We start from the raw sequence: 26,430 nt of genomic DNA on the forward strand, positions 1-26,430 counted from the left end.
GATATATTATTTCTAAAAATCGTAATATTTTTCTTAGTTATTTATTGGATTTAAGCTCACTATCTTAAAAATCTGTTCTCTCAAATGTCGGATTTGTCTTTCCTTCATGTAGAGGTACGACATCAAACTATTCAGTTGCACTCTCAACCCAATCCTATGACTTACACCATTAACTCAGCCAGAAGTATTTTCCCTAACACCTTAGCTGCTGACGTAGTGCCTGCAACTACTGCAAGATTTAATCAACTTAGCCCTGAAGACCAACTGGCTTGGATTTGGTTTACTTACCTTGAGATGGGTAAAACTGTGACAATCGCAGCGCCTGGAGCTGCAAGTATGCAGTTGGCTGAGTTGACTTTAAATGAAATCAAGAAAATGAGCTTTCAACAGCAAACTCAGGTCATGTGTGATTTAGCTAATCGTGCTGATACTCCAATTTGCCGTACCTATGCTATTTGGTCACAAAACATCAAACTAGGTTTTTGGTATCAACTTGGTGAGTGGATGGAAAAAGGAATTGTTGCTCCGATTCCTGAAGGTTATAAACTGTCAGCGAACGCTTCGGCTGTGTTAGAAACTCTGAAAGGTTTAGAGCCAGGACAACAAATTACGATTCTCCGTAATTCAGTTGTAGATATGGGCTATGACCCCAACAAATTGGGCGATTATACTCGTGTCGCTGAGCCTGTTTTAGCTCCACAAGAGGTGTCTAAGCGCACTCAAGTTAGCATCGAAGGTGTAGACAATCCTACTGTCTTGTCTTACATGAACAACTTGAATGCCAACGATTTTGATGCTCTAATTGCTCTATTTCTCCCAGACGGTGCTTTACAACCTCCTTTCCAAAGACCAATTGTTGGGAAAGATGCCGTGCTGAGATTTTTTAAAGAAGAATGTCAAAATCTGGTGCTCGTTCCAGAAAAAGGTGTTTCTGAACCAGCAGATGGTGGATATACCCAAATCAAGATTACGGGTAAAGTGCAAACTCCTTGGTTCGGCTCTGGTGTTGGCATGAATATCGCTTGGCGCTTTCTGCTCGATCCTAATAACAAGATTTTCTTTGTGGCGATCGACTTACTTGCATCTCCTAAAGAGTTGCTGAACTTCGCTCGTTAGTTTAGTTATAGCGATTTACGCTTTTGAAATCGGCGGCGCGATCGCACCGCCGATTTTATTTTTATCGTTTTAACTATTGCCTTTTGAGAATATGCAAATGTTTACCTCTCCACAAAAGGTATATCAAGGAGAAGATTGGATTGGATTATTAATAGCTGTAATTATTATTAGTCTATGGTTTCTCAGCCTATTTGAGCTTCTCGCTATTCAAATATCAGATACTTCTTGGTTCTGGTTAATTTTCTCTGTTTTGGGACGTACTTATCTCCATACGGGCTTATTTATCCTTGCCCATGATTCAATGCATGGTAATTTAATTCCAAATAACAGAATTCTCAATCACCTAATAGGACGAGTTGCAGTTACAGTTTATGGATTCCTGCCCTACGACCATTGCTGTACCAATCATTTTAATCATCATCGCTATCCATCTCAAAGTGGCGATCCTGATTTTTACGGTAGTGCTCCTAATCCAATATTTTGGTATTTCAAGTTCATTCGTGAATATTTTCCAATGCGATCGCTAATCATTTTCTTGGTGAATATGATAATAATTGCTTGGGGATTAACAACCATTTTCCATGTTGCATTCACAAATTTAATATTTTTTGTCCTTGTTCCACTTGTCTTGAGCTCTTTACAGTTGTTCTTTTTTGGTACTTATCTACCACATCACCAACTGTACGAAAATCCCTATTTCTCTCCACGCTTGCAAAGTAGTTACTACTCTAATCTATGGTCATTTTTTAGCTGTTACCATTTTGGTCATTACCATTGGGAGCATCATGAATATCCAAAAACTCCTTGGTATAAGCTTTATAAAATTAATGCCAAATAGAGAGGTCGCTTGGCGATCTCTCTATTTGGCATTAATTCCCGAGCAAACGAACCAATAAATTTCTTAAAAGCTCTGCAAAGCAGAACTTTTAAGAAATTTATTGGTTCGGGTTTGGGAGCGTTGCACTGTAAACAAAAAAGCATCGTGTCGCGATGCTTTTTTGTTTGATTATGATGTTTGAGCTTTGAGCCATGCCCAAGGCAAAGCAAGTAACTTGTTTGAACGAGGCACGAAGGCTCGACGCATAAATACTTCGTAATTATTATGTTCGATCGCCTTTAAAATATTTCGGTACAAAATTAGCGAAGACCAAACTGGCCATCTGGCATCCTTGCATAAAGCGGAAATACCATCTTCAGCATGTTGGTAAAACTCACGCGCTCTTTGAATTTGGAAACGCATTAGCTCAGTCCAGCGCTCATCAACCGTACCGCTTAATAAATCTTTTTCGGTATAGTCAAAATAATGCAGATCCTCAAGAGGTAGATAAATGCGTCCACGCTGAGCATCTTCGCCAATATCTCGCAAAATATTAGTTAGCTGCATTGCTATACCCAAAGCGATCGCCGCTTCGGTTGCCGTAGCAATTACCGATGGATCTTTAGTCTCAAAGCCCATGATTGCTGCTGACATTAAACCGACAGTGCCTGCGACGCGATAGCAGTATAAATGCAGATCGTCGAAAGTTTGGTAGCGATCATATTTGAGATCCATCCGCATTCCAGAGATCATGTCTTTGAAAGGCTGAATTGGCATCGGGTAATGCTTGACCGTATCGGCTAGAGCAATATCCGACGCATGGATCGGATCACCACGAAATGTCGCCTCTAACTGTTTCTCCCAGCTAAAAAGCGTTTCTGCATCTGTAGTTTCCGCTTGCATTCCATCAACAAGCTCATCGGTACGACGACACCAAGCATAGATAGCCCAAACTGCTCGTCGTTTTGCTTGTGACATCAGCATCGTGCCAAGATAAAAAGTCTTGGCATACTTAGCCGTGATGCAACGACAAATCTCGTAGGCTTCCTCAAGATTGACTGACTGACAAATTGCCATCGGTTTAGGCACTGACGACAGATGGATTTGACTGGTTTTCGTTAGAGGTTCGACCAAGGACTTTATTTCCAGAAGATTGACTTGCTTTGTGGATTTCCTGTGCTGTTAGCTTACCAGAAAGTACAGCCCCTTCCATACTGCCAAAAAATGGTTGCGCTGTATAGCTACCTGATAGAAAGAAATTAGCAATGGGTGTTGCTTGGGTAGGGCGAAATTTTTCGCGGTCAGGAATTGCAGTATAGATCGATCTTGGAGTCTTAACTACATGGGATTTTAGGACTTTAGCTGGACTTGGTAAATGCTGAGGAAACAGTTTTGCTAGTTCATTTAAGGTTGCATCAATAATTTCACTATTGGGGCGATCAATCCAATCAGCAGCAGGAGCAAAAACCAATTCCAGCATTGACTTGTCTGGATCTGCATACTCTTTGCAGGAGTTGCTCATATCAGAATAAACGCTGAGGAGTGGCGATCGCGAAAACAAGGTGTGATCAATATCTGTAAGCTTGCGATCAAACCAGAGTTGGACGCTGATTACGGGCACACCTTCTAAATGATTTAGTTGTTGAAAAAACGGCATCGATTGCCAAGCGATCGGCATGAAGTCTTTCATTACATCTACAGACATTGCTGACACATAAGCATCGGCAATGATTTCTTGATTTGGTGCGCCGTTAATTCCTCGAATTATGATTTTCTCGACATTTCCGTCTGCGTCCAGCACAATCTGTTTTAGTCCTGCGCTAGTATGCACTTCGCCCCCACGATCAATTACATAATCAGCGATCGGTTTACAGAGGCGCTCAGGTGGTGCGCCATCTAAATAAGCAATTCGTGAACCTTCTTTTTGTTGCAGAAACTTATTTAGAGCGCGTAGGGGAATTGTGGCTGAGATGACATCTGGGTCGATAAATTTAAGAGATTTGCAAACAGCAATGAAGATGTCAGTAGTGATGTCTTTACCAATACCATGCATTTCTAGCCATTCGCTAAACGTATATTTATCCATGGACGCTACATATTTGTCACCACGGACGATCGCAGGAATCAAGCCGATCGCAAATCGTATTTTTTGATTCCAACTGAGCATGTCGTTGTTGCGCAGAATCGAGATGATAATGTTGAAAGGCGCTGGAAGGTCAGGGACATCAAACCATGAAAGGACTCCTGGCTTTTCAGGCTGGTTAAAAATTAAAGCGTGGCGTTTCCATTGCAGACGGTCTAAAATGCCTAGTTCCCCCATAAGCTGCAACATATTTGGATAAGCTCCGAAAAAGTTATGTAGCCCTGTTTCGATCCAGTCTCCATCTTTATCTTTCCAAGCTGCAACTAAGCCGCCAAGAACATCATTGCGCTCTAGCAAAATCGGCTGATGTCCCAAATCGATTAAGTATTTGGCACAGGATAACCCTGCTAACCCTCCTCCAGCGATCGCAACCCGCATATTCTTTCTATACCTGTACGTTAAAATTTTTATGCTTAATTATCTCCATCTTACTTTGCAAAGCTTAATAATTCACTAGTTTTTGCTAGTAAAAGTTTGAGAGGATCTCGCTTTTGTTTTAAGTTAGGGTGGCGCTCACAAAATCATCTTGGCTAGTATGGTAAAAAGTCTCATTGATTCTCCTGAGATATCCCCCACTCCATCTCGAAAATTATGGATGGCAGCAATTAAGTTTCCAATGTATAGCGTGGCGATCGTCCCGATCGCTACGGGTACTGCTGTTGCTTATCGCGATACAGGAGCAATTAACTGGATTGTGTTTTGGGAATTTCTGATTTCCGCAGTTTTGATTTTAGTCTGGGAAAATCTCTGCAATGACGTGTTTGATGCCGAAACAGGTATCGATATCAATAAAGCTCATTCAGTTGTTAACTTGACAGGCAAGAAGAACTTAATATTTGCGATCGCAAATATTTGTTTACTCCTCGGTATCAGTGGCGTATTAGCGATTTCTTGGCTACAGCAAGATGTCGTTGTCGTTAGTGCGATCGCGCTTTGTTGTTTTCTTGGCTATATTTACCAAGGTCCCCCTTTTCGGTTGGGATATCAGGGATGGGGAGAAGTTTTATGCTTTTTTGCCTTTGGCCCGTTAGGAGTATCGGCAGCCTATTACAGTCAAACTAAATCTTGGTCAATCGGCTCAATTGCGGCGGCGATCATTGTCGGGATTATTACTAGTCTGATTTTATTTTGTTCACATTTCAATCAAGTTGACGATGATCTTGCCGCAGGTAAGCGATCTCCTGTTGTGCGTTTGGGGACTAAGCGAGCAGCACAGCTTTTACCTTGGGTTTGTAGTGTCATTTATGCCATTACGGTTATTGCGATCGTGCTAAACTTTTTCCCAATCTGGACTGCGATCGTGCTGATTAGCTTACCAATTGCATGGAAATTATGCTCATTTATCAGCGCAAACCATGAACGCGCCGAACTTTTACTCAACTATCGATTTATCGCTGTTGCCCTGCATTTTGTCGTTGGTTCATGCCTTAGTATCAGCTTGATTTTATGAAATTGTAATTCCCATGATTTTGCCGAATAGAATTTATCATTGCTCAGCTAGTACGGCGATCGCTGGTGGTGGAGTTAAAACCTATGTTGATGGTTTGTATGTGGCAATGCCAGATGCATTTGGTGCAGAGATCATTGCTAATCCTAGTGATTATGACCAAAGTAATTTCAAATTGCTGCATATCCATGAAACTAATGCGATCGCTCAGATAAATAATTCCTGTCCTGTCGTTTTTACTGCACATAATCATGATGTTTACTGCGCCAGTGGAACTAAATATCTGCCAGCTAGTAAATCTAGCTGCGATCGCCTATTAAATAGTTGGGGTTGTGCTTGGGGGCATTTTGTCGATGGATGTGGCAGTCGTCGCCCTGCAAAGATCCTTGCAAACATAGAACGTGCAAGTACCGAATTAAATGCTCTAAAAAAACTCGGTATTTTGACGATCGCTAATAGTGATTATGTGCGATCGCAGTTAATTGCCAATGGATTACCAGAATCGCAAGTGGTAACTTTACGTTGTGGTATTGCAGCAACTTCCTATAACCATGAACCATTAACCAGAACCGTCCATGCTCAAAAACGGATTCTTTTTGCAGGCAGAATAGTGCCAGATAAGGGATTAGATTGGTTACTAAAAACGATACCTATACTAGATCCTGACATTCATCTTGACATTGCAGGTGAAGGGTGGGCTATGCCTCAAGTTCGTCAGCTAGCGGAGGATTTACAAATTTGCGATCGCATTACTTGGCACGGCTGGTGTAAAAAAGAAAAGTTAGAGGATCTTTACCATCAAAGTTTTGCCGTGATTTTCCCTAGTGTATGGCCCGAACCTGCGGGTTTAGTGACGTTAGAATCATACGTAAGATTTCGACCTGTGATTGCTAGCGCTGTTGGGGGAATTCCTGAACATATACAGGATGGGAAAACTGGAATTTTAGTTACTCTAAATAATATTGAACAGTTGGCAACAGCGATTATGGACTTGTCAAATAATTTTGATAAAGCTCGTGAGATTGGTATAGCTGGCAATGCTTTGTTTCATTCAGAGTTTACTCTTGCTATACATGCTCAAAGACTGTCAAAAATTTATGACTTGGCGATCTCCAAATTTCATGAATCATAATAAAAGACTACTGAAGACAGTCTTTTATTAAAACTTAAGGAACCAATTTTTTGTGGAACGGCTTTGACGAGCCACAAAAAATTGGTTCCTTATTAAGTCGCAGCGTCCTAAGCTTGTTTAGATTCTGAGCCATCAATGATGCGCTGGAATAGGTAGCCTGTGCCACGCGCTGTCAAGATTAACTCAGGGTTACTAGGATCTTCTTCTAGCTTTGCACGTAGGCGCGAAATATGAACATCGACTACGCGAGTATCCACATGGCGCTCTGGTGTGTAACCCCAAACCTCTTGTAAGATTTCGGCTCTTGAGAAAGCTTCACCTGATCGCCCGACTAATAGCTCTAACAAACTAAACTCCATACCCGTTAAGCGAATACGCTCATCGGACTTATAGACTTGGCGCTTGTTGGTATCAATCTTGATCGTATTGATATGAATCACCCCAGAACTAGGGATGCCTGAGGTGCCATTACGATCAAAGCGTCGCAACACTGAACGAATTCGAGCTTCTAGTTCCTTTGGCGAAAAAGGCTTAACAACGTAATCATCTGCACCTAATTCAAGCCCTGTAATGCGATCGGCGACATCGCCTAACGCTGTCAGCATGATAATTGGAATATCAGATTCTTTGCGAAGCTCTTGACATACCCCGTAACCGTCGAGCTTTGGCATCATGACATCAAGAACCACCAAATCGGGATTCTCTTTATGAAAAACTTCGATCGCTTCTTCGCCATCTGCGGCGGTGACGACCTCGTAACCGATCATCGACAGACGTGTCTCCAAAATTCGACGAATACTAGCTTCGTCGTCTACAACTAGAATTTTTTCCTTATGGTTTTCCAAGCCAGTTTACACTCCACTATGTTGCTAGCTGCAATTCAGCAAAAATTTATGATTTTACATATTTATTTAGCTAAGTTTACAAGAAATCGGTCGTTACAATCCGAAAACAAAACTTAAAGTTTCAGAACAGCCTAAGCCTGAATTTTATATGGCTACCAAGTTTTTTTGCTGGAAGAGCGCTTCGTTAAATTTTGACATCACCAGATCTCATACTACAGAGAGCGTATTGCCATGTCTCTGCCTTCTCGGTTTTATGTATGTGATTGAGATAAAATTATATAAAGTTTTATGCAAAATGAGGATTTTTTCGATCATGACTGAACCAACTCAAGTACCACAGGCTACTGATCCGAAAATGGGATTTAACACTTATGCAGAAAGATTAAATGGTCGAGCTGCAATGGTCGGCTTCATCCTCGCTGTAGCGATCGAGTTTGCCACTGGTCAGGGTTTATTGGCATGGCTAGGTATCATTAATCCATAAAAGTCTGTGCAGCGCTTTGCGCTAAATTAAACAACACATAATTTTTTAAAAGGGTTGCAAAGCAAGCTTTTTTAAAAATTATGTGTTTCTCTGATTTCTACAAGTTTTAGTAAAATCTCTAATATGACATCTGGCAAAATCGAGAACTCTCTATACTGGACTGCGGCAATTTTGGGATTAGTGCTCGATCAAGCCTCTAAATATTTAGTCGTGCAATATCTCAAGGGATTAAAATCAGTTCCCTTGATTAATGGTGTTTTTCATTTTACTTATGCAACTAATACAGGGGCAGCATTTAGCCTGTTTAGTGGTCAGATTGATTGGCTTAAATGGGTATCAATGATTGTAAGTTTGGGACTAGTTGCTTTTGGGGTTTTTGGTAAAAATTTAAATCGATGGGAACAGATCGGCTATGGCTGTATTTTAGCGGGAGCCGCAGGTAATGGCATAGATCGCTTTGTGGCTGGTTATGTAGTTGACTTTATCGATATAAGGATTATTCGCTTTGCGATTTTCAATATTGCTGATGTCTCCATCAATGTTGGTTTAGCTTGTTTGGCGATCGCTGTTTTATTTGTCACTAAACCATCAAAGCAAAAAAAGCTAGAGTGATCACTTCGCGCTCACTCTAGAAATTTTTATTATAAAAATTAGTTGCGATGAAAGTCAGCCATAGGCTGACTTTCATCGCAACTAATTTTTTGGGTTAGAGCTTGAAGCGCTATATTTCTAATTAGAAGTTATTAAGAGACTTAGCAGCATGGCAAATTCCCCAAAAATTGTAGTCGTTACCAATGGCAAAGGGGGGGTAGGTAAAACAACAACAGCGATCGCCTTAGCAGGTATATTGGCGCAGGAAGCTAAAGTATTGGTTGTTGATGCTGATGTACAGGGAAGCTTGTCTTGGTGGGTCGGTCGTAGCGAAAATGGCATGGGTTTTGATATTGCCAAAGAAATCGATCCAACCCATTTAAGAAAATTGCCGAAACTTAGCAGTTACGATCTAGTATTGGTAGATACACCGCCTGCATTACATTCCCATGCACTAGCTACAGTTGTAGCGATCGCTGATTATTTGGTTTTGCCCAGTCCACCTGCTCCGATGGATTTAACTGCTCTCATCGATACTGTCAAAAGTACCGTAAGACCTGCTCAAGTCCCCCATCGAGTTCTGTTAACCCGTGTTGATCCTCGTTGCCTCAATGAAGCACTTGAGGCTCAAAATACTTTACAAGAAGTCGGAGTGCCTGTTTTTCATGCTTTTGTGAGAGCTTACAAAGCTCATGAGCGCGCTGCTCTAGATGGGAAATTAGTTACAGAATGGAAAGGTAAAAATGCTAGAGAAGCAGAAGCAGACTATAGACGTGTAGTTGATGAACTGAGGCGAGATATTTTAAGGTGATATTAGTTAAGAGTCCGCTAACGGCGGACTCTTAACTAATGCTAATAGCTGTTTTATAGAACTAAATAAAAAAATAATGTCAACTAAAAAGAAAGTCGGAATTTCAGATTTATTGCGTGATGAAGTTCAGAAAGAGACTGAAGCTCCAGCTAAGAACGATTCAACTGAACAAACTATCGAAGTAAAAGCAGAAACCGTTGCTGAGCCAGTCAGCAAAGCTTCTATTCGTCCTGAACTTAATGCTATAGCTAAACCTCCAAGTTTGGACGATCGCACAAAAGCAAAAGTTTCTGATCTAGAGTTATCACTCACTCAATCTCGACAAAGAGAAACTGAACTGTCGCAAACTATAGCTGATTTGCAAAAAGATTTGAAATTTAGCCATACTAATATCGAGCTTTTGCAAAAATCACTAGCAGCGATCGAGAGTCTCAAAAATGAATTAGATCAACAACTCGTGGAAGTCAAACGCGATAATTTGCGCTTAGCCGAAGCGAATATTCAACTTTCGGAGCAGATCAAGACTTTAGAATCAACCAAAGAATTAGCTCAGCCTCCTGTAGTTGAGTCTGCTAGTTCTTCACAAATGGTGTCGCAAACCCCACAAAACAATAGAGCAACTCCTCGCAAACAGCCTGTTGAACAGCCCTACCCCCATCGCGATCGCAATCCCTATGCGCGTCCAACTGGATCTAACGAACAATTACAACGCATAAATAATAAAAATATTGGTTGGATGGACTAAACCTCAAAAGTAAAGCGGGTGCTTTGAGCTGCTTTTACTTTTGGCAGAATAGTAATAGCTCAAACCCAAAAGCCAAAAGTAGATTTGTGCCGCAAATCTACTTTTGGCTTTTGGGTTAATTGTTGCAAAATAAATTAAATGTAACATTATGCCCAAATTTTAATCATATGCGCTAAACTATTGACCGTAAGGTAAAAGTATTTATCGGTTGTAGTAATTGTTTTCTGTACTGGCAGTTTTTTTCTGTTTCATCGTGACAAGCTTCTCTCCGACATCTCTATCTCTACATACTCATTGAATTCTTGGAGAAAGCATAATGTCTATTTACGTTGGTAACTTGTCCTATGAAGTTACTCAAGACCATTTAAAGCCAGTTTTTGAAGACTACGGCAAGGTCACACGTGTCCATTTCCCTACCGATCGCGAAACTGGTCGCGCTCGTGGCTTTGCATTCGTAGAAATGAGTGCTGATGCTGAGGAAGATGCAGCCATCACAGCGCTAGACGGTGCTGAGTGGATGGGTCGCGTACTCAAAGTCAACAAGGCTAAGCCTCGTGAAAATAATGATTCGTTTGGCGGTGGCAACAGAGGCGGCGGCGGCGGTGGTCGCGGCGGCTATAACAAGTCTGGCGGTGGCGGTGGTCGTTACTAAATCATTTTTTTAGGACGCTGTACGTTCTAAAAAAATATTAGTATTCAACTGCAAGCAAAAATAGAGGAGAAAACTTAGTTTTCTCCTCTATTTTGTTATGCTATGCAAAAGTATGCAGACTCAATGCAGGTTTGGCATGGATTTATTGCAACCATTAGGAATTGTTGTTCAGGGTTCTTTAAGCGACGGTTTAGAAGTTCGACTAAATGGCGAGATTTCCGTCGAAGATATGCGCGTCGGTAAGTTTCTGGTGGTGCATGGTCGGCATACACGCTTTTTTTGCATCCTCACCGATGTCACTCTAGGTACGGCTAGTCCCCGTATTCTCATGAATCCGCCTGATCCTGAGAATACTTTTTTAACCGAAATCTTGGCAGGTACGGGGACTTTTGGCACGATCAATTTAACGCCAATGTTAATGTTTGTTCCTTCAAATCCTTTTGACCTCATTACTCAGCGAGCCGCTAGTCAGAATAGCGATCGCGTTAAGAAAACTAAGCGTAAGAAATCACCAAGTTACGAAGCTGTTGAAGAAATAAATGATTTTCAACTCCTGCCTGTAAAGACGATCCCCAGCCATTTCTCGCAGGTGTTTGATGCGACTGAGCGGGATTTTCGGATTGTGTTTGGTTGGGAAGATGATCCCCATAAACGGAACTTTGCGATCGGGCAGCCAATTGATATGCCTGTGCCAATTTGTCTTGACCTCGATCGCTTTGTGGAGCGTAGTAACGGCATCTTTGGTAAGTCTGGAACTGGCAAATCTTTTTTGACGCGCCTTTTACTATCAGGAATTATCCGTAAGCAAGCGGCGGTGAATCTGATTTTTGACATGCATTCAGAATATGGGTGGGAAGCTGCCACGGAAGGTAAAAGATTTAGCACAGTTAAAGGTTTGCGGCAGCTATTTCCTGCACAGGTACAGATTTATACCCTCGATCCAGACTCGACGAAGCGACGGGGAGTGCGCGATGCACAGGAGCTTTACATCAGCTACGACCAAATCGATGTCGAAGATTTGATGCTAATTCGCGAAGAATTAAATCTCTCAGAAGCTAGTTTAGAAAATGCGATTATTCTGCGGAATGAATTTGGAAAGAGTTGGATTTCGCGATTACTTGCCATGACCAATTCGGAAATCCAAGAATTTTGCGAACAGAAAATGGGGAGTAAATCCTCGATTATGGCGCTCCAGCGTAAACTCACAAGGCTTGATGATCTTAAGTATTTACGCCCAACCTGTCCCGAAAACTACATTAAGCGCATTCTCGATTCGATCGCAGCAGGGAAACATATCGTGATCGAGTTTGGTTCGCAATCAAATCTACTTTCCTATATGTTGGCGACCAATATCATTACAAGGCGGATTCACCATTCTTATGTGCAACAGGCTGAGCGATTTTTGCAGACTAAAAATATTTGCGATCGCCCACAGCAGTTAACGATCACCATCGAAGAAGCCCATCGTTTTCTGGCTCCGAATACGGCTAGACAGACTATCTTTGGGACGATCGCCCGTGAAATGCGGAAATATTTTGTGACTTTGCTAATCGTCGATCAGCGTCCTTCAGGAATTGATAATGAGGTAATGTCGCAGATTGGAACCAGAATTACGGCTTTGCTCAATGATGAGAAAGATATTGATGCAATTTTTACAGGTGTAGCGGGCAGTGGCAATTTGCGAACGATTTTGTCAAAACTAGATTCTAAGCAGCAAGCTTTAGTTCTCGGTCATGCCGTGCCAATGCCTGTGGTGGTTCAAACTCGTCCCTATGATGAAACTTTCTATCGCGAGATCGGTGAAGTGCCTTGGGAAGAAATCTCTACGCCAGAGGTTTTGCGAGTTGCAGAGGCGGCTAAAGCAGATTTAGGATTTTGAGGTTAAAATTTATAAAACTTACGTAGTAGCCCTGCACTCAAGTGCGGGCTAAAAGCTCAAGTCTGCTGAAGCAGACTGAAGAATACTTCTAGATTAACCCGTTTCAAAGGGTTTGAGCTTTGAGCCTCGCACTCAAGTGCGAGGCTGGACAGCACTTCGCGCTACCAGCATTAATCCCAAAAGGAGATTCAAAAATGACTAGTATTTCTATCGAAAAAGTCATGTCAGAGACTCAGATAAGTTCAAAAATGACCCTAGAGCAGTTTTTGAACTTATCTGAAAATGATGAAAGTTATGAACTACTTGATGGAGAAGCAATAAAAAAAATGTCACCGAAGTTTTTTCACTCCCGATTAACCAGTGCTTTTTGGTCTGAGCTATCAGGTTTGTCTAATGGGATTGGACAAGTATCGATTGAATGGTCATTAATTCTCAAACGACGCGGTAAAGATTGGGTTCCTGTGCCTGATTTGCTCTATGTTTCTTACGATCGCCTTGCCGCAGACTGGCGTGAAGACGCACCCTGTCCTGTGTTGCCAGAGTTGGTAATTGAGATTGTATCGCCTGATCAAACATTTAACCAACTAGCTCAAAAAGCGACGGATTATTTGAGTGCAGGAGTGGAAAGAGTATGGGTCGTATATCCACCAATGCGAAGTATCACCGTGTTTTTTGGCCATCGCCCACCTGAGACTTATCAAGGCGATCTCTTGTTAGCCGATGAGTTATTCCCAAATTTAGCAGTCACATCAGAGCAGTTCTTTGTTAGAGCAGGGCTTTAGTTTTCGCAAATTGGGATTATTAGCGATCGCAGTCACATCAAAATCCATTTCTTGAATATTTGCTAATGCTTCATCAACAAAATAAACATCTTCATCCCGATAGATCTGAACTTTTCTTTGTTTAATAGGAACTATGGTCTTCCCCAATCTATTTCACGAATGACATGCTTAGATTGTTCTTGTGTAACAACGACAGTAACTGCTTCACCAAATCCATCACCGCTGATAGCCACATAAGCCCAGCCTATATCTAAAGCCTCTTTGATATACCAATCATCCTCAGCAGACATGACTTCCACAAAATCTGGGTCGCTACATCCATATCCGACCATATACTCAAACTTTTCTTTTAAGCTCAATGGAGTGAACTCAATTTGAAGCTGGGCTGAGAGCATATTAAAAGCGACATTATATTCACCCTCAACAAGTGCGTTTGCAAACGCAAATCCTACGATTCCCTGTGGGGTGTCTTTGGGTTCTAGTGACACTTTCAGTAACTCCTGTAGACTAAAGTTGAGATCGAGTGGTGGACATTTCTAATAAATTAACACAAAAAAATCACAATTCCATCTAATGCACTCCAATCGAGATCGCATTTTTAAGCATTTCAATATAGTTAAAACCTCAAGCAGTTTAGCGATCGCAAGCATCCAACAAAAATTTGACTGATCGCAGTTTGTTGATGATTGAGTTGCGATCGCAGTCACATAATGATCTATTTGCGATCGCATAAACATGCTCAGAAAATCGATTCTAATTACGATTTAGGCGAAACAATAGAAATTGTGTAAATTGGTTGTCGCTGAAATTGTCATCACTGACCAAAATAAGACTTGATGAACCATCGGCTAAACGAGGGCCGATCGCCATTCCTTCTAAATTATCTAATTTAATCCCAAGAGTTGCTAAATCTAATACTAGCTTTTTACGGATTGATCGCACATTGGGACTAGTCCGAAAACTTTTGATGGCTGAAGTATCATTAGCATCACCTGTAAAAATTTGCCAAATTTTGGCACTAAGTCCATTACCGCCATTAGAACGCTCAAGGGTGAGAAAGTGACCGCCGCGATCAAGGGCTACGATGTCATTGACCCCAATCTGATTAACGGGAGAGGTCATCGCTTCGACAGGATAGCGATGCTCGGCAACAATTAGCGGCGCGATGTTGCCAACTAAGTAATGCAAAAAACGGCTTTCAGATGGTTGTTGCTGATCGGATTGAGCATCTTGGGCAAGAGCATTTTCCGTAACTGTAAAGACGCGATAGGGATCACCAATAGAATCACGAATTATCGTGAGCGCTTCAAAACCAAGATTATCTCTTACCCCTTGTGGCTCTGCTTTAGAAAGATCGCTCCTGTTAGGATTTGGATCTTTTTTTGGCTCGAATAGATAGCGCTGAGGAATCGGTAAACTTCTGATCCATTTACCTGTCAATAGGTCGAACTCATCGATAAATGGAGGAATGCCTTTGCTAGTTACGCCTTCACTGGAAATTAGTACTGTGCGATCGCCTGTTAATGCTATGCCTTCTGGATCAACTTCACCATTAGGATAGGTGCTTCCTGTTTTGTCTTTGAGGAAATCTACGCCAATTACTTCCACTTTTTCAAGATTCGGCTGTTCTTTTTGGGGACTGAACTTCAGTTTGAGAGCATAAAATCTGGCAGGAGCAAATTCACTACGATCATCAGAAATTGCGTAGAAAATATCATCAATGCGATCATAAGCCAGTCCTGATAAACCACCAATGGGAGTATTCTCAAACTTCTGTTTTGGTAATTTATACTCATTGACAAAATCTAGCGATACATTCAGAAATGTGCGATCACTTGCTATTGCTGATGCATTATTAATGCTCAATATTGCCAAAAATGCTAAGCAAAATCCAATTAATAACTTCCAAAAGCTTTTCGGTAAGAACATATACTTATTCACAGGATTCACAACTAGGACGAGCTACCAGATTTTCGTATGGCTCGATCGCAAAAGAACGATCAGGTTCAGTGAGTAAATGGCGATCGCACAAATCAAAAAGCTCTTGCTTTGACTGTACTAACCGCATTCCTGCTAGAAACTGCCCTTCAGGATCAATGCCAGTGCCGATAAAGTTTAAAAACTTTTTTAGACAATTAACGTGGGATTTCTCTTTGAGATCATCTCGGTAAGTAATTGCAAATAGATGCTGAATATATTTATACACATCAGCAAGGGTAATCACTTGGACTGGGTTACCTGCAAAGCGATCGCGAATTTGTTGAAAAATCCAAGGATTACGAATTGCCGATCGACCAATCATCACTCCTGCCGCCCCAGTTTCTTGGAGAACCTGTTCGGCTTTGAGGTAAGAAGTTACATTGCCATTGGCTAACACAGGACAATTTACAGTCTGTACAGCTTTGCGGATCAAGTCATAATGCACTTCGCCGCGATATAGCTCTTTGACAGTGCGACCATGCAAACTCAGCATATCAATTTGATAGTGATTGATTAATTGCAATAGCTTTTCAAAATTATCAATCGAGTCAAACCCTACGCGCATTTTCACAGTGAAGAGTCCCGAAATTTGCGATCGCAACGCCGCAAAAATGCGCTCAATAGTTTCAGGCTCGCGCAATAACCCACCACCAACGTTTTTGCGATAAACTCGTGGCGCAGGACAGCCAAGATTAAGATCAATTCCTGCGATTGGGTATTTCGTAAGCTGCTGAGAAATCCGCAATATGTCAGGAATGCTTTCACCAATTAGTTGAGCAAATACAGGTCTACCTGTTGTATTCAGAGTGATTGACCTAAGAATCTTTTTATCGATATTGGAATTGGCATAGACTCGAAAGTATTCTGTCACATAATAATCAGGACAGCCATATTCGCTTAACATTTGCATGAACGCAAGATCGGTTACGTCTTGCATTGGGGCGAGTGCAGTCAGAGGTTGCCCTTTGATAATTTGTGATGGTAGAGCTTCTGGCAAAATATCTGACTATAATTTTTTAGGCGGTGTGCAGTGCCGTTTAAAAAAATTATAGCAATCATCATGAGCGATCGCCCTACTCCCTACAATAGTAAAAATACCCATGACGATAATTCTGTAAATTCTTTCCGCTACGAACAGGGATCGCTTTTTGGTGAAGGCATACAGCGAAATTCGCGTCTTTATGATAGTGGCGCGAGCTATGAAATGGGAAGTCAGTCATTACAGGTGTGGAAACAGGCGATCGCGAAGTATCAGAGTTTCATCACTACAATGATCCCCGCAGTCCAAACTTCTCTATTTGACTTGCCTTCTGCTCACTGCGATCCCCATGCGATTAATCCTTTTGCATTACCCATTCAACCTGCTGAGTTCTATCGCTTACCCAGTCGTGGCAGTGACGACGCTTGCATATACTTTGTGATCGACCTCACTAAAGAGTTGCAATCACCCGTGCTATTGTATATTGGTGAGACATGCAGATCTCACAAGCGATGGAAAGGAATTCATGATTGCAAACGGTATATCCTTAATTACCGCGATTTGCATAATACCCACAACCTTCAGACACAAGTTGTCATGACCTTTTGGTGGGACGCTCCTTCCTCATCACGTCCACGGCAACAACTTGAACGAAGCTTAATTGAAAAATGGCGATCGCCATTTAATAAAGAAAACTGGAGCTTTTGGGGAACTCCTTTCGTAAATTGACTCGTCTGTAATTACACATGCTCACATAACACTTAAAGCGAAAATATTATTATGTCTTCTCACAATTTGAATCCAAATCCCGATTCTAGCGAATTATGGTTTGCCAAGTTTTTTATCGGCAGCATGGTTTCGATCGCTTTGCTGACAGTAATTCTATCTTTTCTGCCTTCACCATCAGGCTTACGCAATTCCCCACAACTTAAAACCTCATTAATGAAATCATTGGTCATTACTGCTGCCGTTTAACTTGAAAGACGTGACCTTCAGCTTTTAACCTTCAAAAAAACAGCCTCAGTTTGTTCGGCGAGCTTGTCCCAAGCAAAGCTTTCTCTTAGATCAGCCTGAGCATTATTTACTAAGGCTTTTGCGTAATCAGGATTGTGTAGAATCTCGATTATGCCGTCAGCCAAAGAATCAGCATCATTAACGCGAGTTACTATGCCAGTGACTTTATGGCGAACTACTTCTGGCAATCCGCCCGTATCGGAAACTACAAGTGGAATTTTTGCAGCAAAACTTTCAAGAGCAACGATCCCAAATGGCTCGTATAAGCTGGGGAAAACTGCACAATTAGCGACCTTCTGAAATTTCCAAAAATCAGCGTCTGCCATAAAGCCTGTAAATAAAACTTTGTGATAGATACCTAGATCCCATGCTTGACGCTGGAGCAAGATCGAATAAGCATCGCCAGTACCGATAATTACCAAACGCACTTGATCATTCATCGCTGCGATTATCTTGGGCATAGCATTCAGCAAAATATAAATGCCTTTTTCGTAAGTAATCCGTCCAACAAAGTAGATGATTGCTTCTTCAGGCTTAGCGTATTGCGCCTTTAGAGCTTCAAGATCATATTGATGCTCTGCGGTAATATTTTGCCAACGCTCGACGCTCAGACCGTTATAGACCACATCAGTTTTCTCGGCAGGACAATCTAGCGCCCGCTGCAATTCGCCGCGCATATATTGAGAGCAAACAATCACTCGCTGTGATGCCTGAGTTAAGCGGATTTCTTTATGATGGATATATCTTTGAGTATCGTTATGAATCCCATTACATCTTCCATACTCAGTTGCATGGATCGTCGTAACTAGAGGGATCTGAAATTCGTTAGTAATCGCGATCGCGGATTCTTCTACTAACCAATCATGGGCATGGATTAAATCTATAGAATTATTTGACAAGAACTCTCTCGCAAAGTTCAGCATACTTACATTCATTTGTGCAACCCATTGAAAAAAGTCATTATTGACTCCAACGGAAATTCGGTACACATGAATTCCATCAACGGTCTCTACTGATGCCCCACCTTCGACTGCAACAGTGATTAAATGAACCTCATGACCGCGCCTAACAATTTCAGGATATAGCTCTGCTACGTGACGAGAAATTCCTCCAATGATGCGTGGTGGAAACTCCCAAGCTAGAGCGAGAATGCGCATGATATTTAAGTGATATTTGTATTAATAAAAATGATGATTAAGGCAGGAGCAAGAACTAAGTGATGAAGCTTACCTAACTATAGCAACTATGTATCTATAGAAATGTAGAGAAATGTAGAACTTTGTTGTTATCCAAATCGCAATACTTTTGTTAAAAGTATTGCAAAGCAGCACTTTTAACAAAAGTAAAGTATTGGTGTTCTTTTCAACGTAAAGCAGTGCAATACTAAGAAATGCCTCAAGATATGTTAATCTCACTGCATAATTTGTGATACTTTTCATGGCAACCGTGTGAATTGTGACAGGAGGCAGTTATGACAGAAAACAAATCTAAAGAAGTAATTGAGGGCGTTTCCAAGCAAGTTGGGCAAACTTGGACGAAAGTACAGCCGCAGTTGCAAGCGCTATTACTTAAACTTATTAAAAGTTTGCTGCCTGCACTACGTAACCTACAAACAAAGCTCACCAAGTCTAATTTGGTGACAAAAGAAGGTCAAGAGACAACTGCTACAACAAGTACAGAGAATCTTTCTAGCAACCCTACCCTAAATAAAGCTTTAAATATAGGAAAGGTCTTTTCGGCTAAGGCGATCGCATCTCTAATCGTCGCCTTAACAAAACTTCAACAAAGCCTTGAAGGGAAAGAAAGCACTTTGGATGCAACGGGTGAAGCGGCGGGCTTGCTTAATGCCTCCACCGAAGCCGACTCTCCGCTAGTGGCACAAGTCAAGCAGGAATTTGGTGTTGCTTGGAAATTTGTCAAGGAGCAAGTTACACCGAAAATTTTGTCGTTTTTACAAATGACAGTTGACAAGCTCGATCCGATTGCGACAAATGTTTGGCAAAAGACTTCGGCTAAGGCGGCAGCCACTCCTTCTTTGGTAAATTCTTGGGAAAAGCTCCAAGAAAATGATGCTTGGAAAAAGACGGTGACCGCAACTGCTCCCATTTGGCGATCGATTAGTGGGATTGCTGTGCAGGTTCCACTTTCCGATGAAGTTAAGCGTATTCTTGATAAGCGGGCTGGTACTATCGCTTTGGTCACTTTGTTTTCACTGCTGATCATTTTGAAGCCATCCCATGCTCACAGCCAAAATTTTACAAAAGTTGCAGCAACACCAGCACCGATTAATAAACCAGTAATCACTACTGCTAAGAAACAACCATCTGCCGTTAATAAAGACTTGGTGAAGCCAGAGCGTGGTGATGCGCCTCTAAATGCTGAACAAATTGCGATCGCGAAGATCCAAACTCAAGTTTCGGAAGTAGCGAACCAATATGGTGAATCTTTACTTGGTTCGGTACAGACTAACTTTAAGCGTGGACGCTTGATTGTGGCGCTTAATGATGGCTGGTATAAATTGGAGCCAAGCCAACAAACTCAATTGGTGACAGATTTACAAACGCGATCGCAGTCACTCAATTTCAAGAAGCTATTTGTTGCAGATGCCGAAAATCATTTGATTGCGCGTACCCCTGTAACTGGTAATGAAGTAGTGATTTTGAGACAGTAATTTGTAACTAAACCAAAGCCAAAAAATTATTGAGAATATTGCTTCGCAATATTCTCAATAATTTTTTGGCTTTTTATCTCAGCGCTTTGCGCTGTATCTCTTATGGCAGAAGCAAAAGATCAAAGACATCCTCAGTACACCAAAGATCGCCAAATAGTGAATGATTTACTGGCGCAGTCTGCGCCAAGTAACCGTGATCATGCTGATCTAGCCCGTTTAATCGTGCGTTATAAAGGATTCGTTGGGGCGAGAGATATTCAGGCTGATCTGTTCAAAGTTCTCAATAATTGGCAGTTAACGGAAGAAGACCTATTTACAAAAACTAGAGCGATCCATGCGATCGGCAAAGTCTATATGGCTCAGGATGAAGGGCAAGATGACTGGGCATAAAAAATAAAATATGGTGATTTTGTCACATCTTATTTTTTTGTGTCTAGTGTAGAGATCCTATAGTCAGTAGAAAAAATCTATAATTTTATTAAGGGATCACTTTAGATTACATAATCATGGAACGTCCAATGCTACAAATAGCCAGATCGCACCAAATAATTCTCGAATATTATTGATGCAAGTAATCCCAAAAGTACAAAACGGTGTAGACCTCTTTGTGAATTTGTAAAAGGGGTTTGATTGTAGACAGTGGGCAAAATAATGTTCTATTTATCGGCGCATTTACAATTAAGTAAAACCTATTCTGGACAAACTAAGCCTGAATTACGATCTCGAAATCTGAATTCATTAACAAAGCAATTGCTTGATCCATCAAAAGTTAAATTTGGTGATATTGATCAATCTATATACGCCATCTAGTATTTATATGCAATTAGATTCTTCTATCTTTGGACTTGCAGTAATCAATGTGTCAACGTTGAATATTTTAGAGAAATGTATTGGTAAGCAGGCTCTCACACAGATTATTGATACTTACTTAGAAGATTCGGAGCAGGCGATCGCAAAGATGCGACAAGCACTAGAGGATCTAGATTTTGTCCAAATCAGTTTTGAGAACCATGCATTTAAGGGTGGAAGCGGTACTTTAGGAGCCGATAGAATTGTGGCAATTTGCAAAGAATTAAGCGTTCTTTGTAAGTCAAATAGTCATACTAGTGAGGTAGAAAACATGAATATAGTGATACATCAATTGGATCTTGAGTTCGCCAAAGTGTCCGAATTTTTGCAACAAAAATTTCAGCCTACAACGCAAAGCGCTATAGTTATGGACAGAATCACAAGTAATATTTTGTAAGATTATCAAAGGCATCAGCTTATGTCAGGCGCAATCAAAAAATATCGATTAATTACCCGTAGTGACTTTGACGGTGTTGTTAGCGCCGTATTACTCAAAGAACTAGATATGATAGACGAGATCTTATTCGTTCATCCGAAAGATGTGCAAGATGGTAAGGTCGAGGTCTGCGATCGCGATATTTTGACTAACTTGCCATATATAGAGGGTGCATATTTAGTCTTTGATCACCATACGAGTGAGACAATGCGCATTTATGATACTCCAGAGAATCATATTATTGAGGGTGAAGCGCCATCGGCAGCAAGAGTTGTCTATAACTATTATGGAGGAAAATTAAAGTTTCCGCATGTCTCGCAAGCGATGATGCTAGCAGTAGATAAATGTGATTCAGCACAGTTTGATATTGATGATATTCTCCATCCACAAGGATGGGTACTATTAAGCTTTTTGATGGACTCACGGACAGGATTAGGAAGATTCCGTGAGTTTACGATTTCTAATTATGCTTTGATGATGGAATTGGTAGATGCTTTTCGGAGAATGACTATTGAAGAGATTATGGAACTTCCGAATGTTAAGGAGCGCGTAGAGCTATTTTTTGTGCAACAGGAGATATTTAAGAGACAAATTCAGAGCTGTGCAGAAGTCTACGATAAGCTAGTTATAGTCAACTTGCAGAATGAAGACACGATCTATGCTGGCAACCGCTTTATGGTATATGCCCTATATCCTGAGTGTAACATTTCTATTCATCAAATGTGGGGAAGGCAAAAGCAGAATTCTGTTTTTGCTGTCGGTAAGTCAGTTCTCAATCGTACCTGTCCGATTAATATTGGGGAGTTGATGTTGAGATATGAAGGTGGCGGACATGCTAATGCTGGTACTTGTCAAATTGATAATGAGCAAGCTGAAGAAGTTAAGCAGGAACTGATTGATGTTATTACAAGGAATAATGTAGTTCAATCTGCAATGTCCCTCGAATAGGAAATAACACCGTAAAATAGAGTGGCGGCGCTTCGCGCCGCCACTCTATTTTACGGTGTTGATTACTGATTTACGAAATTCTGTAATTTTGAGCGTAGCATGGCAAGGGCATTGGCGCGATGACTAATTTTAGCTTTGACTTCTGGTGGAATTTCCCCAAAGGTTTGCTGAAACTCTGGTATTAAGAAAATAGGATCATATCCAAATCCACCCTTCCCTCTCGGAGCATCGGAGATTGCACCTTTGCACAGCCCAACTGCATCAGCCACGATCGCACCATCTGGTGAAGCGATCGCGATCGCACAAACAAACTGAGCTTCCCGATTAACCTGATCCTTAAGTTCAGATAAAACCCGATTGATGCGATCGCTATCTGTATCGGCATACCTTGCTGAAAGTACTCCTGGAGCGCCATTAAGAGCCATTACTTCAAGCCCAGAGTCATCTGCGATTGCCCATTCTCCTGTAGAGATTGCGACTTGAGATGCTTTGAGATGAGCATTCTCAATAAAAGTTGCACCAGTTTCTTCGACATCAATGCTGTCAGGTTTAAGAATTAGAGTTATACCTAGGTCTGCTAAATAATCACGAAACTCTTTTATCTTGCCAGCATTACCACTGGCAATTACTAATTTTTCTAATTGAGTTGATGTATTAGACATTTGTTAAACCATTATGGTTATGGGGATCATAAAAATTACCATTTATGCGGCTTAAATTTATAATCATTGGCATTTTTTTAATTGAAGAAGGTGGTTTGCGCTATCTTCAATTGGGTTTCAGCGCTTTGCGATCTATGGTTTTAGTCCAAGGAAGAAATCAGATTGGAAGCGATCGCTAGTTTCGGAATACACAAACACTGCACCACCAAGTCGATCAATTGTCTTTTGGATCACTTCAGGTATTTCTGGTTTAGATACCTGATTCGGTTCATCAAGCGAAGCGAAGGTCTCCGAGAAGGATATATAGAACTTAGCTACTTGTTTGGCGATCGCATTAACATTGAGGTAAAAATAGCCAAAGTTTGGTTGTGGCATATCTGTGATCGCATCGCGAAACATCTCTGATTCAGCAAGAGCAGGTTTGGGAATTGGCACAAAAGCTGATGCTGTATTCGCTCCTAACGTCAGCATTAAAGTTTGACGATCGCGCCAACCATAGGCAAAAATGCTCTGGGTTTTACCGCTGACTCTCGTATCAGGAAACTCAAAGCTGGTAAGAACAGTAGTTCCAATCTGGCGCTTTTTGACTTGGATGAAATCTCTACTTAATTTAGAGATTTGTTGAGTTAATTTACCTAGAGTTGCATTGGCTACGTCAGGTTTCGATGTACGGATTAACGCTCCTATGGTTAGATCAACGCCCGTCTCTTGAAAAGGTGAGTGATCGCTGGGGAATACCACAACAGCATATTCTCCATCGATCCAAGAGATGATATCTTTCTCAATGTCGAGATCTAATCCAGAACCCACAATCAAAGGAGCGAGCATTCTCACACCTTCGACAAGAATCTTGTAGGTAGATTGCTGTTTAGACTCCTCAACAAACCATTGCCATTGACGATTGAGATTGCGACTAGTAATTGCTCCATACACATTTGATGGCAAGTACGATAGCAAGCGATCGCGTGTTGCCGTATCCTTGGGACTAGGGGATCTCACTTCCGAGAAATAACTATTACTCTGACTGCGAATACCCTGAGGTGTAACCCATGTAAACAGATCAAAACTACTGTACTGCGCCAAAGTATAATTCAATCCGTCGAGATATTCTTGACGGCTAAATCCTGGGATTTCCGATGTCTCTGGTAAGTCCGCCGCCAAAAGCTCGGAAATTTTACCTAGCTCTTTAAAATCGCCATAACCTGCAATCAGCGATCGATTCCACAGAGGATTGTTTAGCGATCGCAAAAAAAGTTGATTATCAGCTAGAGATGCCAACCTTTGCTCAGGAATCTCGGCAGATGTATCAATCATCTTCTGGATCATTTGCCGATCAGTCGTAATTACCGCAATTCCACTTGGCAGCTTGGCGATCGCAAATCGCTTGATGCTGAAGTTGGGAAAGCTAGGTACAATTGGCTCACTTTCATCAGATTCCTCTTCTTGATCATTGGTATTTGGAGGTATGTCTTGTTTTAGTCTTAGCAAAGATTGCAGTGAATTCCGCGAGTTCAATGTATGGGAAATAACTGGTTTCTTGTCCCCAACGGAATCCTCTTCTAATTGCCATTCTAGGATTTTGACATTTTGATATAGAGTTTCAGTGGGTTTCGGCAAATCAAGACTTTTTAACTTTTTAAGAAAAATCTCAAACTTCTTGTCATCAGCGACGGTCGATAAAGCTGTAAAAGTAAACTCGAATTTGTTGTCCGTATTACTAAAGAAAGCGATCGCAACTTCTTTTCCCAACCAAGGTTGAATATCTTTAGCAATAGAAATTGGAAGAGATTGACCCAAAAATGTCAATAATTTGTCAAATGCCGAAACTGGACTTATAGATTGCGGCATTCCTGAGATCTGCCAAGAGTTTGCATCTAGATCCACCAGCACTATGCCGATTGCATCTGCGGGAATCTGCTTCGCAAAATTAAGAGAGCGTTGTCTAAATTGGTTAGAGCTAGAACTCTGGTTTTCAGCAGGTATAGAGCTTTTTGAGATTTGACTAGATATCGGATTTGTGATCGGATTTGCGATCGCGGGTAATGCTGATGTACTAGCACTAATCGCTAAAATTGTGGCAAACAAACTCCTCACTTAATAAAACCTCTTTAAAGTAAATGACAAATATTTTGTAATTAGAAGTAGCGGCGCTTCGCGCCGCCACTTCTTAAGAAAGACAAGGGGCTGAAGCCCCTTGCTATGGAATTTAATTAATATTACAGCTAGCAATCTTCGCTAAAAGTGCTGCATACTGAGCTTGAAACTCTTTCGCTTTAGAGTCTTTGGACTGATGCCATGACGCTAACCAAAGCGGTGTAGGGAAATGCCCGTCAGGAGAAATCTGCTGAGGAGAAGCATTGGAAACAATCCAAGTTCCATTTTGTCGCCACCCCACTCGATCGCTAAAGGTTTGCCAACCTTTCATTGCCTTATCTTCTTCGATCACCGCCCCAAAGATCTTACTTACTTCATCGGCTGAAGTATTCTCAGAAGCAATTTTAGGTGCTTTTAAAGGAGCCGTCAGAGATACCGTCAGAGCTTCAGTTCTGCCTCCTAAACTAGCAGAGAGCAACTGTAATAACTGTGGTGATGCCTTAACTAGATGAGCTTTCTGAGCTAAAACTTGCTCCTGAGACTGTTTGATTTCCTTAATCAGAATTGGTGCGAGGGTACGAAATTGATTGTTAGGATTTGATACCGCAGCTCTTACTGATTCCATCAACTCAGTCCAAGGTGCTAGATCAAAGCGATCGCCTATTTGCTGTAATTGAGTACAAATTGTTTCCAAATTTTGGCGGCTGCGAGGACTATCAGGTTGCTTAAATAACTCCAGCATATTTCGCAACTTGAGCGGGACTTCCGACTGAAATGCCGACAACATTCCCTTAGTATCAATCTTTTTCTGTGTATCAAATGTATTTGCTTTGGCTGTTTTTCCTGAGATTAAATTTTGAAGATGGTTTTTGAGGTTTGCAAAGATTTGATCAGAACCAGCCATGACGTTATCAACTGCGTCCTTGGTTAGCCCATAAGGACTTTGCAAATGCTCGACAAGTTCTTGCAGCTTGTCAAATGCTTGTAAAAAGAGGGTCTGTAAATCTTGATCAACTTGAAAATTAGTATTTTCACGCATAACTTTGAAATAGTCTTCAAAGTTATGGGCAACATGTTGAATGCTACTAAATCCCAACATAGCTGCCCCGCCCTTAATTGAGTGAGCAGCTCGGAATATCTCATTGACTGCTTCAGAGTTGCCCATCAGCGTTTGCAAATTAAGCAGTCCTGATTCAATTGTCTGGAGATGTTCCTTTGCCTCCTCAATAAAATAGCCTGTAATCTGTTTTTGCTTATCCTGATCCATGACACTTACCCCTGATGATTTGCCTTGTGAGCTGATTGTGAAACTTCTATGTGAGACTGATAGATGTCGGGGAAACCAACTTATTG

General features: G+C 41.3%; 28 protein-coding genes. 17 read left to right on the forward strand and 11 right to left on the reverse strand.

Annotated elements, in window-relative coordinates:
* The first annotated feature begins 156 nt into the window (after nucleotides 1-156).
* Together CQ839_RS10770 and CQ839_RS10775 are read left to right on the forward strand one after the other, a co-directional pair.
* Complete coding sequence (locus tag CQ839_RS10770) at nucleotides 157-1,116, forward strand: orange carotenoid-binding protein (RefSeq protein WP_103668393.1); 960 nt, start codon at nucleotides 157-159, stop codon at nucleotides 1,114-1,116.
* A 97-nt stretch (nucleotides 1,117-1,213) separates the two neighbouring features.
* On the forward strand, nucleotides 1,214-1,954 hold the full coding sequence (locus CQ839_RS10775; protein WP_181016174.1) for a fatty acid desaturase: 741 nt from the start codon (nucleotides 1,214-1,216) through the stop codon (nucleotides 1,952-1,954).
* Nucleotides 1,955-2,122: 168 nt separating this feature from the next.
* Here CQ839_RS10775 and CQ839_RS10780 read toward each other — a convergent pair whose 3' ends face one another.
* Both CQ839_RS10780 and pds read right to left on the reverse strand, forming a co-directional pair.
* A complete protein-coding gene (locus CQ839_RS10780; RefSeq protein ID WP_103668286.1) occupies nucleotides 2,123-3,010 on the reverse strand; it encodes a phytoene synthase in 888 nt (295 codons plus the stop codon).
* Between the two features lie 4 nt (nucleotides 3,011-3,014).
* Entirely contained in the window at nucleotides 3,015-4,454 is a 1,440-nt protein-coding gene (pds, locus tag CQ839_RS10785; protein WP_103668287.1) for a 15-cis-phytoene desaturase, read from the reverse strand.
* 157 nt (nucleotides 4,455-4,611) lie between these two features.
* Here pds and menA point away from each other — a divergent pair, with 157 nt between their 5' ends.
* Both menA and CQ839_RS10795 read left to right on the forward strand, forming a co-directional pair.
* Nucleotides 4,612-5,526, forward strand: a complete 915-nt coding sequence (gene menA / locus CQ839_RS10790) for a 2-carboxy-1,4-naphthoquinone phytyltransferase (RefSeq protein ID WP_103668288.1) — start codon at nucleotides 4,612-4,614, stop codon at nucleotides 5,524-5,526.
* A 13-nt stretch (nucleotides 5,527-5,539) separates the two neighbouring features.
* Complete coding sequence (locus tag CQ839_RS10795) at nucleotides 5,540-6,655, forward strand: glycosyltransferase family 4 protein (RefSeq protein ID WP_103668289.1); 1,116 nt, start codon at nucleotides 5,540-5,542, stop codon at nucleotides 6,653-6,655.
* 107 nt (nucleotides 6,656-6,762) lie between these two features.
* On the opposite strand, the gene rpaB is transcribed toward CQ839_RS10795, so the two are convergent.
* Nucleotides 6,763-7,500, reverse strand: a complete 738-nt coding sequence (rpaB, locus tag CQ839_RS10800; protein WP_103668290.1) for a response regulator transcription factor RpaB — start codon at nucleotides 7,498-7,500, stop codon at nucleotides 6,763-6,765.
* A gap of 313 nt (nucleotides 7,501-7,813) precedes the next feature.
* On the opposite strand from rpaB, the gene CQ839_RS25105 reads away from it, so the two are divergent.
* From CQ839_RS25105 to CQ839_RS10835, 7 genes are all read left to right on the forward strand, one after another.
* Nucleotides 7,814-7,984 carry a hypothetical protein gene (locus CQ839_RS25105; protein WP_181016175.1) on the forward strand — a complete coding sequence of 57 codons (171 nt, stop codon included), beginning with the start codon at nucleotides 7,814-7,816 and terminating at the stop codon, nucleotides 7,982-7,984.
* A 123-nt stretch (nucleotides 7,985-8,107) separates the two neighbouring features.
* On the forward strand, nucleotides 8,108-8,596 hold the full coding sequence (lspA, locus tag CQ839_RS10810; protein WP_103668292.1) for a signal peptidase II: 489 nt from the start codon (nucleotides 8,108-8,110) through the stop codon (nucleotides 8,594-8,596).
* A gap of 148 nt (nucleotides 8,597-8,744) precedes the next feature.
* Nucleotides 8,745-9,386, forward strand: a complete 642-nt coding sequence (locus tag CQ839_RS10815; RefSeq protein WP_103668293.1) for a ParA family protein — start codon at nucleotides 8,745-8,747, stop codon at nucleotides 9,384-9,386.
* 76 nt (nucleotides 9,387-9,462) lie between these two features.
* Entirely contained in the window at nucleotides 9,463-10,131 is a 669-nt protein-coding gene (locus CQ839_RS10820) for a hypothetical protein (RefSeq protein WP_103668294.1), read from the forward strand.
* Between the two features lie 316 nt (nucleotides 10,132-10,447).
* Nucleotides 10,448-10,783, forward strand: coding sequence for an RNA-binding protein (locus tag CQ839_RS10825; protein WP_103668295.1), 336 nt, complete (start codon nucleotides 10,448-10,450; stop codon nucleotides 10,781-10,783).
* A 136-nt stretch (nucleotides 10,784-10,919) separates the two neighbouring features.
* Nucleotides 10,920-12,662 carry a helicase HerA domain-containing protein gene (locus CQ839_RS10830; RefSeq protein ID WP_103668296.1) on the forward strand — a complete coding sequence of 581 codons (1,743 nt, stop codon included), beginning with the start codon at nucleotides 10,920-10,922 and terminating at the stop codon, nucleotides 12,660-12,662.
* Nucleotides 12,663-12,856: 194 nt separating this feature from the next.
* Complete coding sequence (locus tag CQ839_RS10835) at nucleotides 12,857-13,444, forward strand: Uma2 family endonuclease (protein WP_103668297.1); 588 nt, start codon at nucleotides 12,857-12,859, stop codon at nucleotides 13,442-13,444.
* Here CQ839_RS10835 and CQ839_RS24800 read toward each other — a convergent pair.
* From CQ839_RS24800 to CQ839_RS10855, 4 genes are all read right to left on the reverse strand, one after another.
* Complete coding sequence (locus tag CQ839_RS24800; RefSeq protein ID WP_146048724.1) at nucleotides 13,412-13,591, reverse strand: hypothetical protein; 180 nt, start codon at nucleotides 13,589-13,591, stop codon at nucleotides 13,412-13,414. The genes CQ839_RS10835 and CQ839_RS24800 overlap by 33 nt on opposite strands.
* Complete coding sequence (locus CQ839_RS10840; RefSeq protein WP_103668298.1) at nucleotides 13,576-13,932, reverse strand: hypothetical protein; 357 nt, start codon at nucleotides 13,930-13,932, stop codon at nucleotides 13,576-13,578. Before CQ839_RS10840 ends, CQ839_RS24800 begins: the two co-directional genes overlap by 16 nt.
* Before the next feature lie 265 nt (nucleotides 13,933-14,197).
* Entirely contained in the window at nucleotides 14,198-15,373 is a 1,176-nt protein-coding gene (locus CQ839_RS10850) for an esterase-like activity of phytase family protein (protein WP_103668300.1), read from the reverse strand.
* A gap of 4 nt (nucleotides 15,374-15,377) precedes the next feature.
* The gene (locus tag CQ839_RS10855) at nucleotides 15,378-16,361 is read right to left on the reverse strand and encodes a tRNA-dihydrouridine synthase family protein (protein WP_103668394.1); all 984 of its coding nucleotides are present in this window, start codon (nucleotides 16,359-16,361) and stop codon (nucleotides 15,378-15,380) included.
* Between the two features lie 123 nt (nucleotides 16,362-16,484).
* Here CQ839_RS10855 and CQ839_RS10860 point away from each other — a divergent pair, with 123 nt between their 5' ends.
* Entirely contained in the window at nucleotides 16,485-17,132 is a 648-nt protein-coding gene (locus tag CQ839_RS10860; protein WP_103668301.1) for a hypothetical protein, read from the forward strand.
* 51 nt (nucleotides 17,133-17,183) lie between these two features.
* Entirely contained in the window at nucleotides 17,184-17,378 is a 195-nt protein-coding gene (locus CQ839_RS24805; protein ID WP_146048725.1) for a hypothetical protein, read from the forward strand.
* A 17-nt stretch (nucleotides 17,379-17,395) separates the two neighbouring features.
* On the opposite strand, the gene CQ839_RS10865 is transcribed toward CQ839_RS24805, so the two are convergent.
* Complete coding sequence (locus CQ839_RS10865; protein WP_103668302.1) at nucleotides 17,396-18,574, reverse strand: glycosyltransferase family 4 protein; 1,179 nt, start codon at nucleotides 18,572-18,574, stop codon at nucleotides 17,396-17,398.
* Nucleotides 18,575-18,888: 314 nt separating this feature from the next.
* On the opposite strand from CQ839_RS10865, the gene CQ839_RS10870 reads away from it, so the two are divergent.
* The 4 genes from CQ839_RS10870 to CQ839_RS10885 all read left to right on the forward strand — a co-directional run bounded on the left by CQ839_RS10870 (nucleotide 18,889) and on the right by CQ839_RS10885 (nucleotide 22,321).
* Entirely contained in the window at nucleotides 18,889-20,088 is a 1,200-nt protein-coding gene (locus tag CQ839_RS10870; protein WP_103668303.1) for a hypothetical protein, read from the forward strand.
* Nucleotides 20,089-20,190: 102 nt separating this feature from the next.
* A complete protein-coding gene (locus CQ839_RS10875) occupies nucleotides 20,191-20,478 on the forward strand; it encodes a DUF3288 family protein (RefSeq protein WP_103668304.1) in 288 nt (95 codons plus the stop codon).
* 427 nt (nucleotides 20,479-20,905) lie between these two features.
* Nucleotides 20,906-21,334, forward strand: a complete 429-nt coding sequence (locus CQ839_RS10880) for an Hpt domain-containing protein (protein ID WP_103668305.1) — start codon at nucleotides 20,906-20,908, stop codon at nucleotides 21,332-21,334.
* Between the two features lie 21 nt (nucleotides 21,335-21,355).
* The gene (locus tag CQ839_RS10885; RefSeq protein ID WP_103668306.1) at nucleotides 21,356-22,321 is read left to right on the forward strand and encodes an exopolyphosphatase; all 966 of its coding nucleotides are present in this window, start codon (nucleotides 21,356-21,358) and stop codon (nucleotides 22,319-22,321) included.
* A gap of 62 nt (nucleotides 22,322-22,383) precedes the next feature.
* Here the strand turns inward: CQ839_RS10885 and rdgB are convergent, their stop codons facing one another.
* The 3 genes from rdgB to CQ839_RS10900 all read right to left on the reverse strand — a co-directional run bounded on the left by rdgB (nucleotide 22,384) and on the right by CQ839_RS10900 (nucleotide 26,344).
* A complete protein-coding gene (rdgB, locus tag CQ839_RS10890; protein ID WP_103668307.1) occupies nucleotides 22,384-22,983 on the reverse strand; it encodes an RdgB/HAM1 family non-canonical purine NTP pyrophosphatase in 600 nt (199 codons plus the stop codon).
* Nucleotides 22,984-23,115: 132 nt separating this feature from the next.
* On the reverse strand, nucleotides 23,116-25,077 hold the full coding sequence (locus tag CQ839_RS10895) for a DUF3352 domain-containing protein (protein ID WP_103668308.1): 1,962 nt from the start codon (nucleotides 25,075-25,077) through the stop codon (nucleotides 23,116-23,118).
* Nucleotides 25,078-25,189: 112 nt separating this feature from the next.
* Nucleotides 25,190-26,344 carry an Hpt domain-containing protein gene (locus CQ839_RS10900; protein ID WP_103668309.1) on the reverse strand — a complete coding sequence of 385 codons (1,155 nt, stop codon included), beginning with the start codon at nucleotides 26,342-26,344 and terminating at the stop codon, nucleotides 25,190-25,192.
* Between the last annotated feature and the right edge of the window lie 86 nt (nucleotides 26,345-26,430).

Origin of the sequence: Pseudanabaena sp. BC1403, assembly GCF_002914585.1 — a bacterium.
GTDB lineage: Bacteria > Cyanobacteriota > Cyanobacteriia > Pseudanabaenales > Pseudanabaenaceae > Pseudanabaena.

What these genes read in the sequence shown, in the direction of transcription:
- pds (WP_103668287.1), bottom strand. Translation starts at nt 4,454, where the DNA reads ATGCGGGTTGCGATCGCTGGAGGAGGGTTAGCAGGGTTATCCTGTGCC.
- CQ839_RS10770 (WP_103668393.1), top strand. Translation starts at nt 157, where the DNA reads ATGACTTACACCATTAACTCAGCCAGAAGTATTTTCCCTAACACCTTA.
- CQ839_RS10870 (WP_103668303.1), top strand. Translation starts at nt 18,889, where the DNA reads ATGACAGAAAACAAATCTAAAGAAGTAATTGAGGGCGTTTCCAAGCAA.
- CQ839_RS10880 (WP_103668305.1), top strand. Translation starts at nt 20,906, where the DNA reads ATGCAATTAGATTCTTCTATCTTTGGACTTGCAGTAATCAATGTGTCA.
- CQ839_RS10835 (WP_103668297.1), top strand. Translation starts at nt 12,857, where the DNA reads ATGACTAGTATTTCTATCGAAAAAGTCATGTCAGAGACTCAGATAAGT.
- CQ839_RS10855 (WP_103668394.1), bottom strand. Translation starts at nt 16,361, where the DNA reads ATGCAAGACGTAACCGATCTTGCGTTCATGCAAATGTTAAGCGAATAT.
- CQ839_RS10820 (WP_103668294.1), top strand. Translation starts at nt 9,463, where the DNA reads ATGTCAACTAAAAAGAAAGTCGGAATTTCAGATTTATTGCGTGATGAA.
- CQ839_RS10885 (WP_103668306.1), top strand. Translation starts at nt 21,356, where the DNA reads ATGTCAGGCGCAATCAAAAAATATCGATTAATTACCCGTAGTGACTTT.
- CQ839_RS10850 (WP_103668300.1), bottom strand. Translation starts at nt 15,373, where the DNA reads ATGTTCTTACCGAAAAGCTTTTGGAAGTTATTAATTGGATTTTGCTTA.
- rdgB (WP_103668307.1), bottom strand. Translation starts at nt 22,983, where the DNA reads ATGTCTAATACATCAACTCAATTAGAAAAATTAGTAATTGCCAGTGGT.
- CQ839_RS10775 (WP_181016174.1), top strand. Translation starts at nt 1,214, where the DNA reads ATGTTTACCTCTCCACAAAAGGTATATCAAGGAGAAGATTGGATTGGA.
- CQ839_RS10830 (WP_103668296.1), top strand. Translation starts at nt 10,920, where the DNA reads ATGGATTTATTGCAACCATTAGGAATTGTTGTTCAGGGTTCTTTAAGC.
- CQ839_RS25105 (WP_181016175.1), top strand. Translation starts at nt 7,814, where the DNA reads ATGACTGAACCAACTCAAGTACCACAGGCTACTGATCCGAAAATGGGA.
- CQ839_RS10865 (WP_103668302.1), bottom strand. Translation starts at nt 18,574, where the DNA reads ATGCGCATTCTCGCTCTAGCTTGGGAGTTTCCACCACGCATCATTGGA.
- menA (WP_103668288.1), top strand. Translation starts at nt 4,612, where the DNA reads ATGGTAAAAAGTCTCATTGATTCTCCTGAGATATCCCCCACTCCATCT.
- lspA (WP_103668292.1), top strand. Translation starts at nt 8,108, where the DNA reads ATGACATCTGGCAAAATCGAGAACTCTCTATACTGGACTGCGGCAATT.
- CQ839_RS10900 (WP_103668309.1), bottom strand. Translation starts at nt 26,344, where the DNA reads ATGGATCAGGATAAGCAAAAACAGATTACAGGCTATTTTATTGAGGAG.
- CQ839_RS10875 (WP_103668304.1), top strand. Translation starts at nt 20,191, where the DNA reads ATGGCAGAAGCAAAAGATCAAAGACATCCTCAGTACACCAAAGATCGC.
- CQ839_RS24805 (WP_146048725.1), top strand. Translation starts at nt 17,184, where the DNA reads ATGTCTTCTCACAATTTGAATCCAAATCCCGATTCTAGCGAATTATGG.
- CQ839_RS10795 (WP_103668289.1), top strand. Translation starts at nt 5,540, where the DNA reads ATGATTTTGCCGAATAGAATTTATCATTGCTCAGCTAGTACGGCGATC.
- CQ839_RS10825 (WP_103668295.1), top strand. Translation starts at nt 10,448, where the DNA reads ATGTCTATTTACGTTGGTAACTTGTCCTATGAAGTTACTCAAGACCAT.
- CQ839_RS10815 (WP_103668293.1), top strand. Translation starts at nt 8,745, where the DNA reads ATGGCAAATTCCCCAAAAATTGTAGTCGTTACCAATGGCAAAGGGGGG.
- CQ839_RS10780 (WP_103668286.1), bottom strand. Translation starts at nt 3,010, where the DNA reads ATGGCAATTTGTCAGTCAGTCAATCTTGAGGAAGCCTACGAGATTTGT.
- CQ839_RS10860 (WP_103668301.1), top strand. Translation starts at nt 16,485, where the DNA reads ATGAGCGATCGCCCTACTCCCTACAATAGTAAAAATACCCATGACGAT.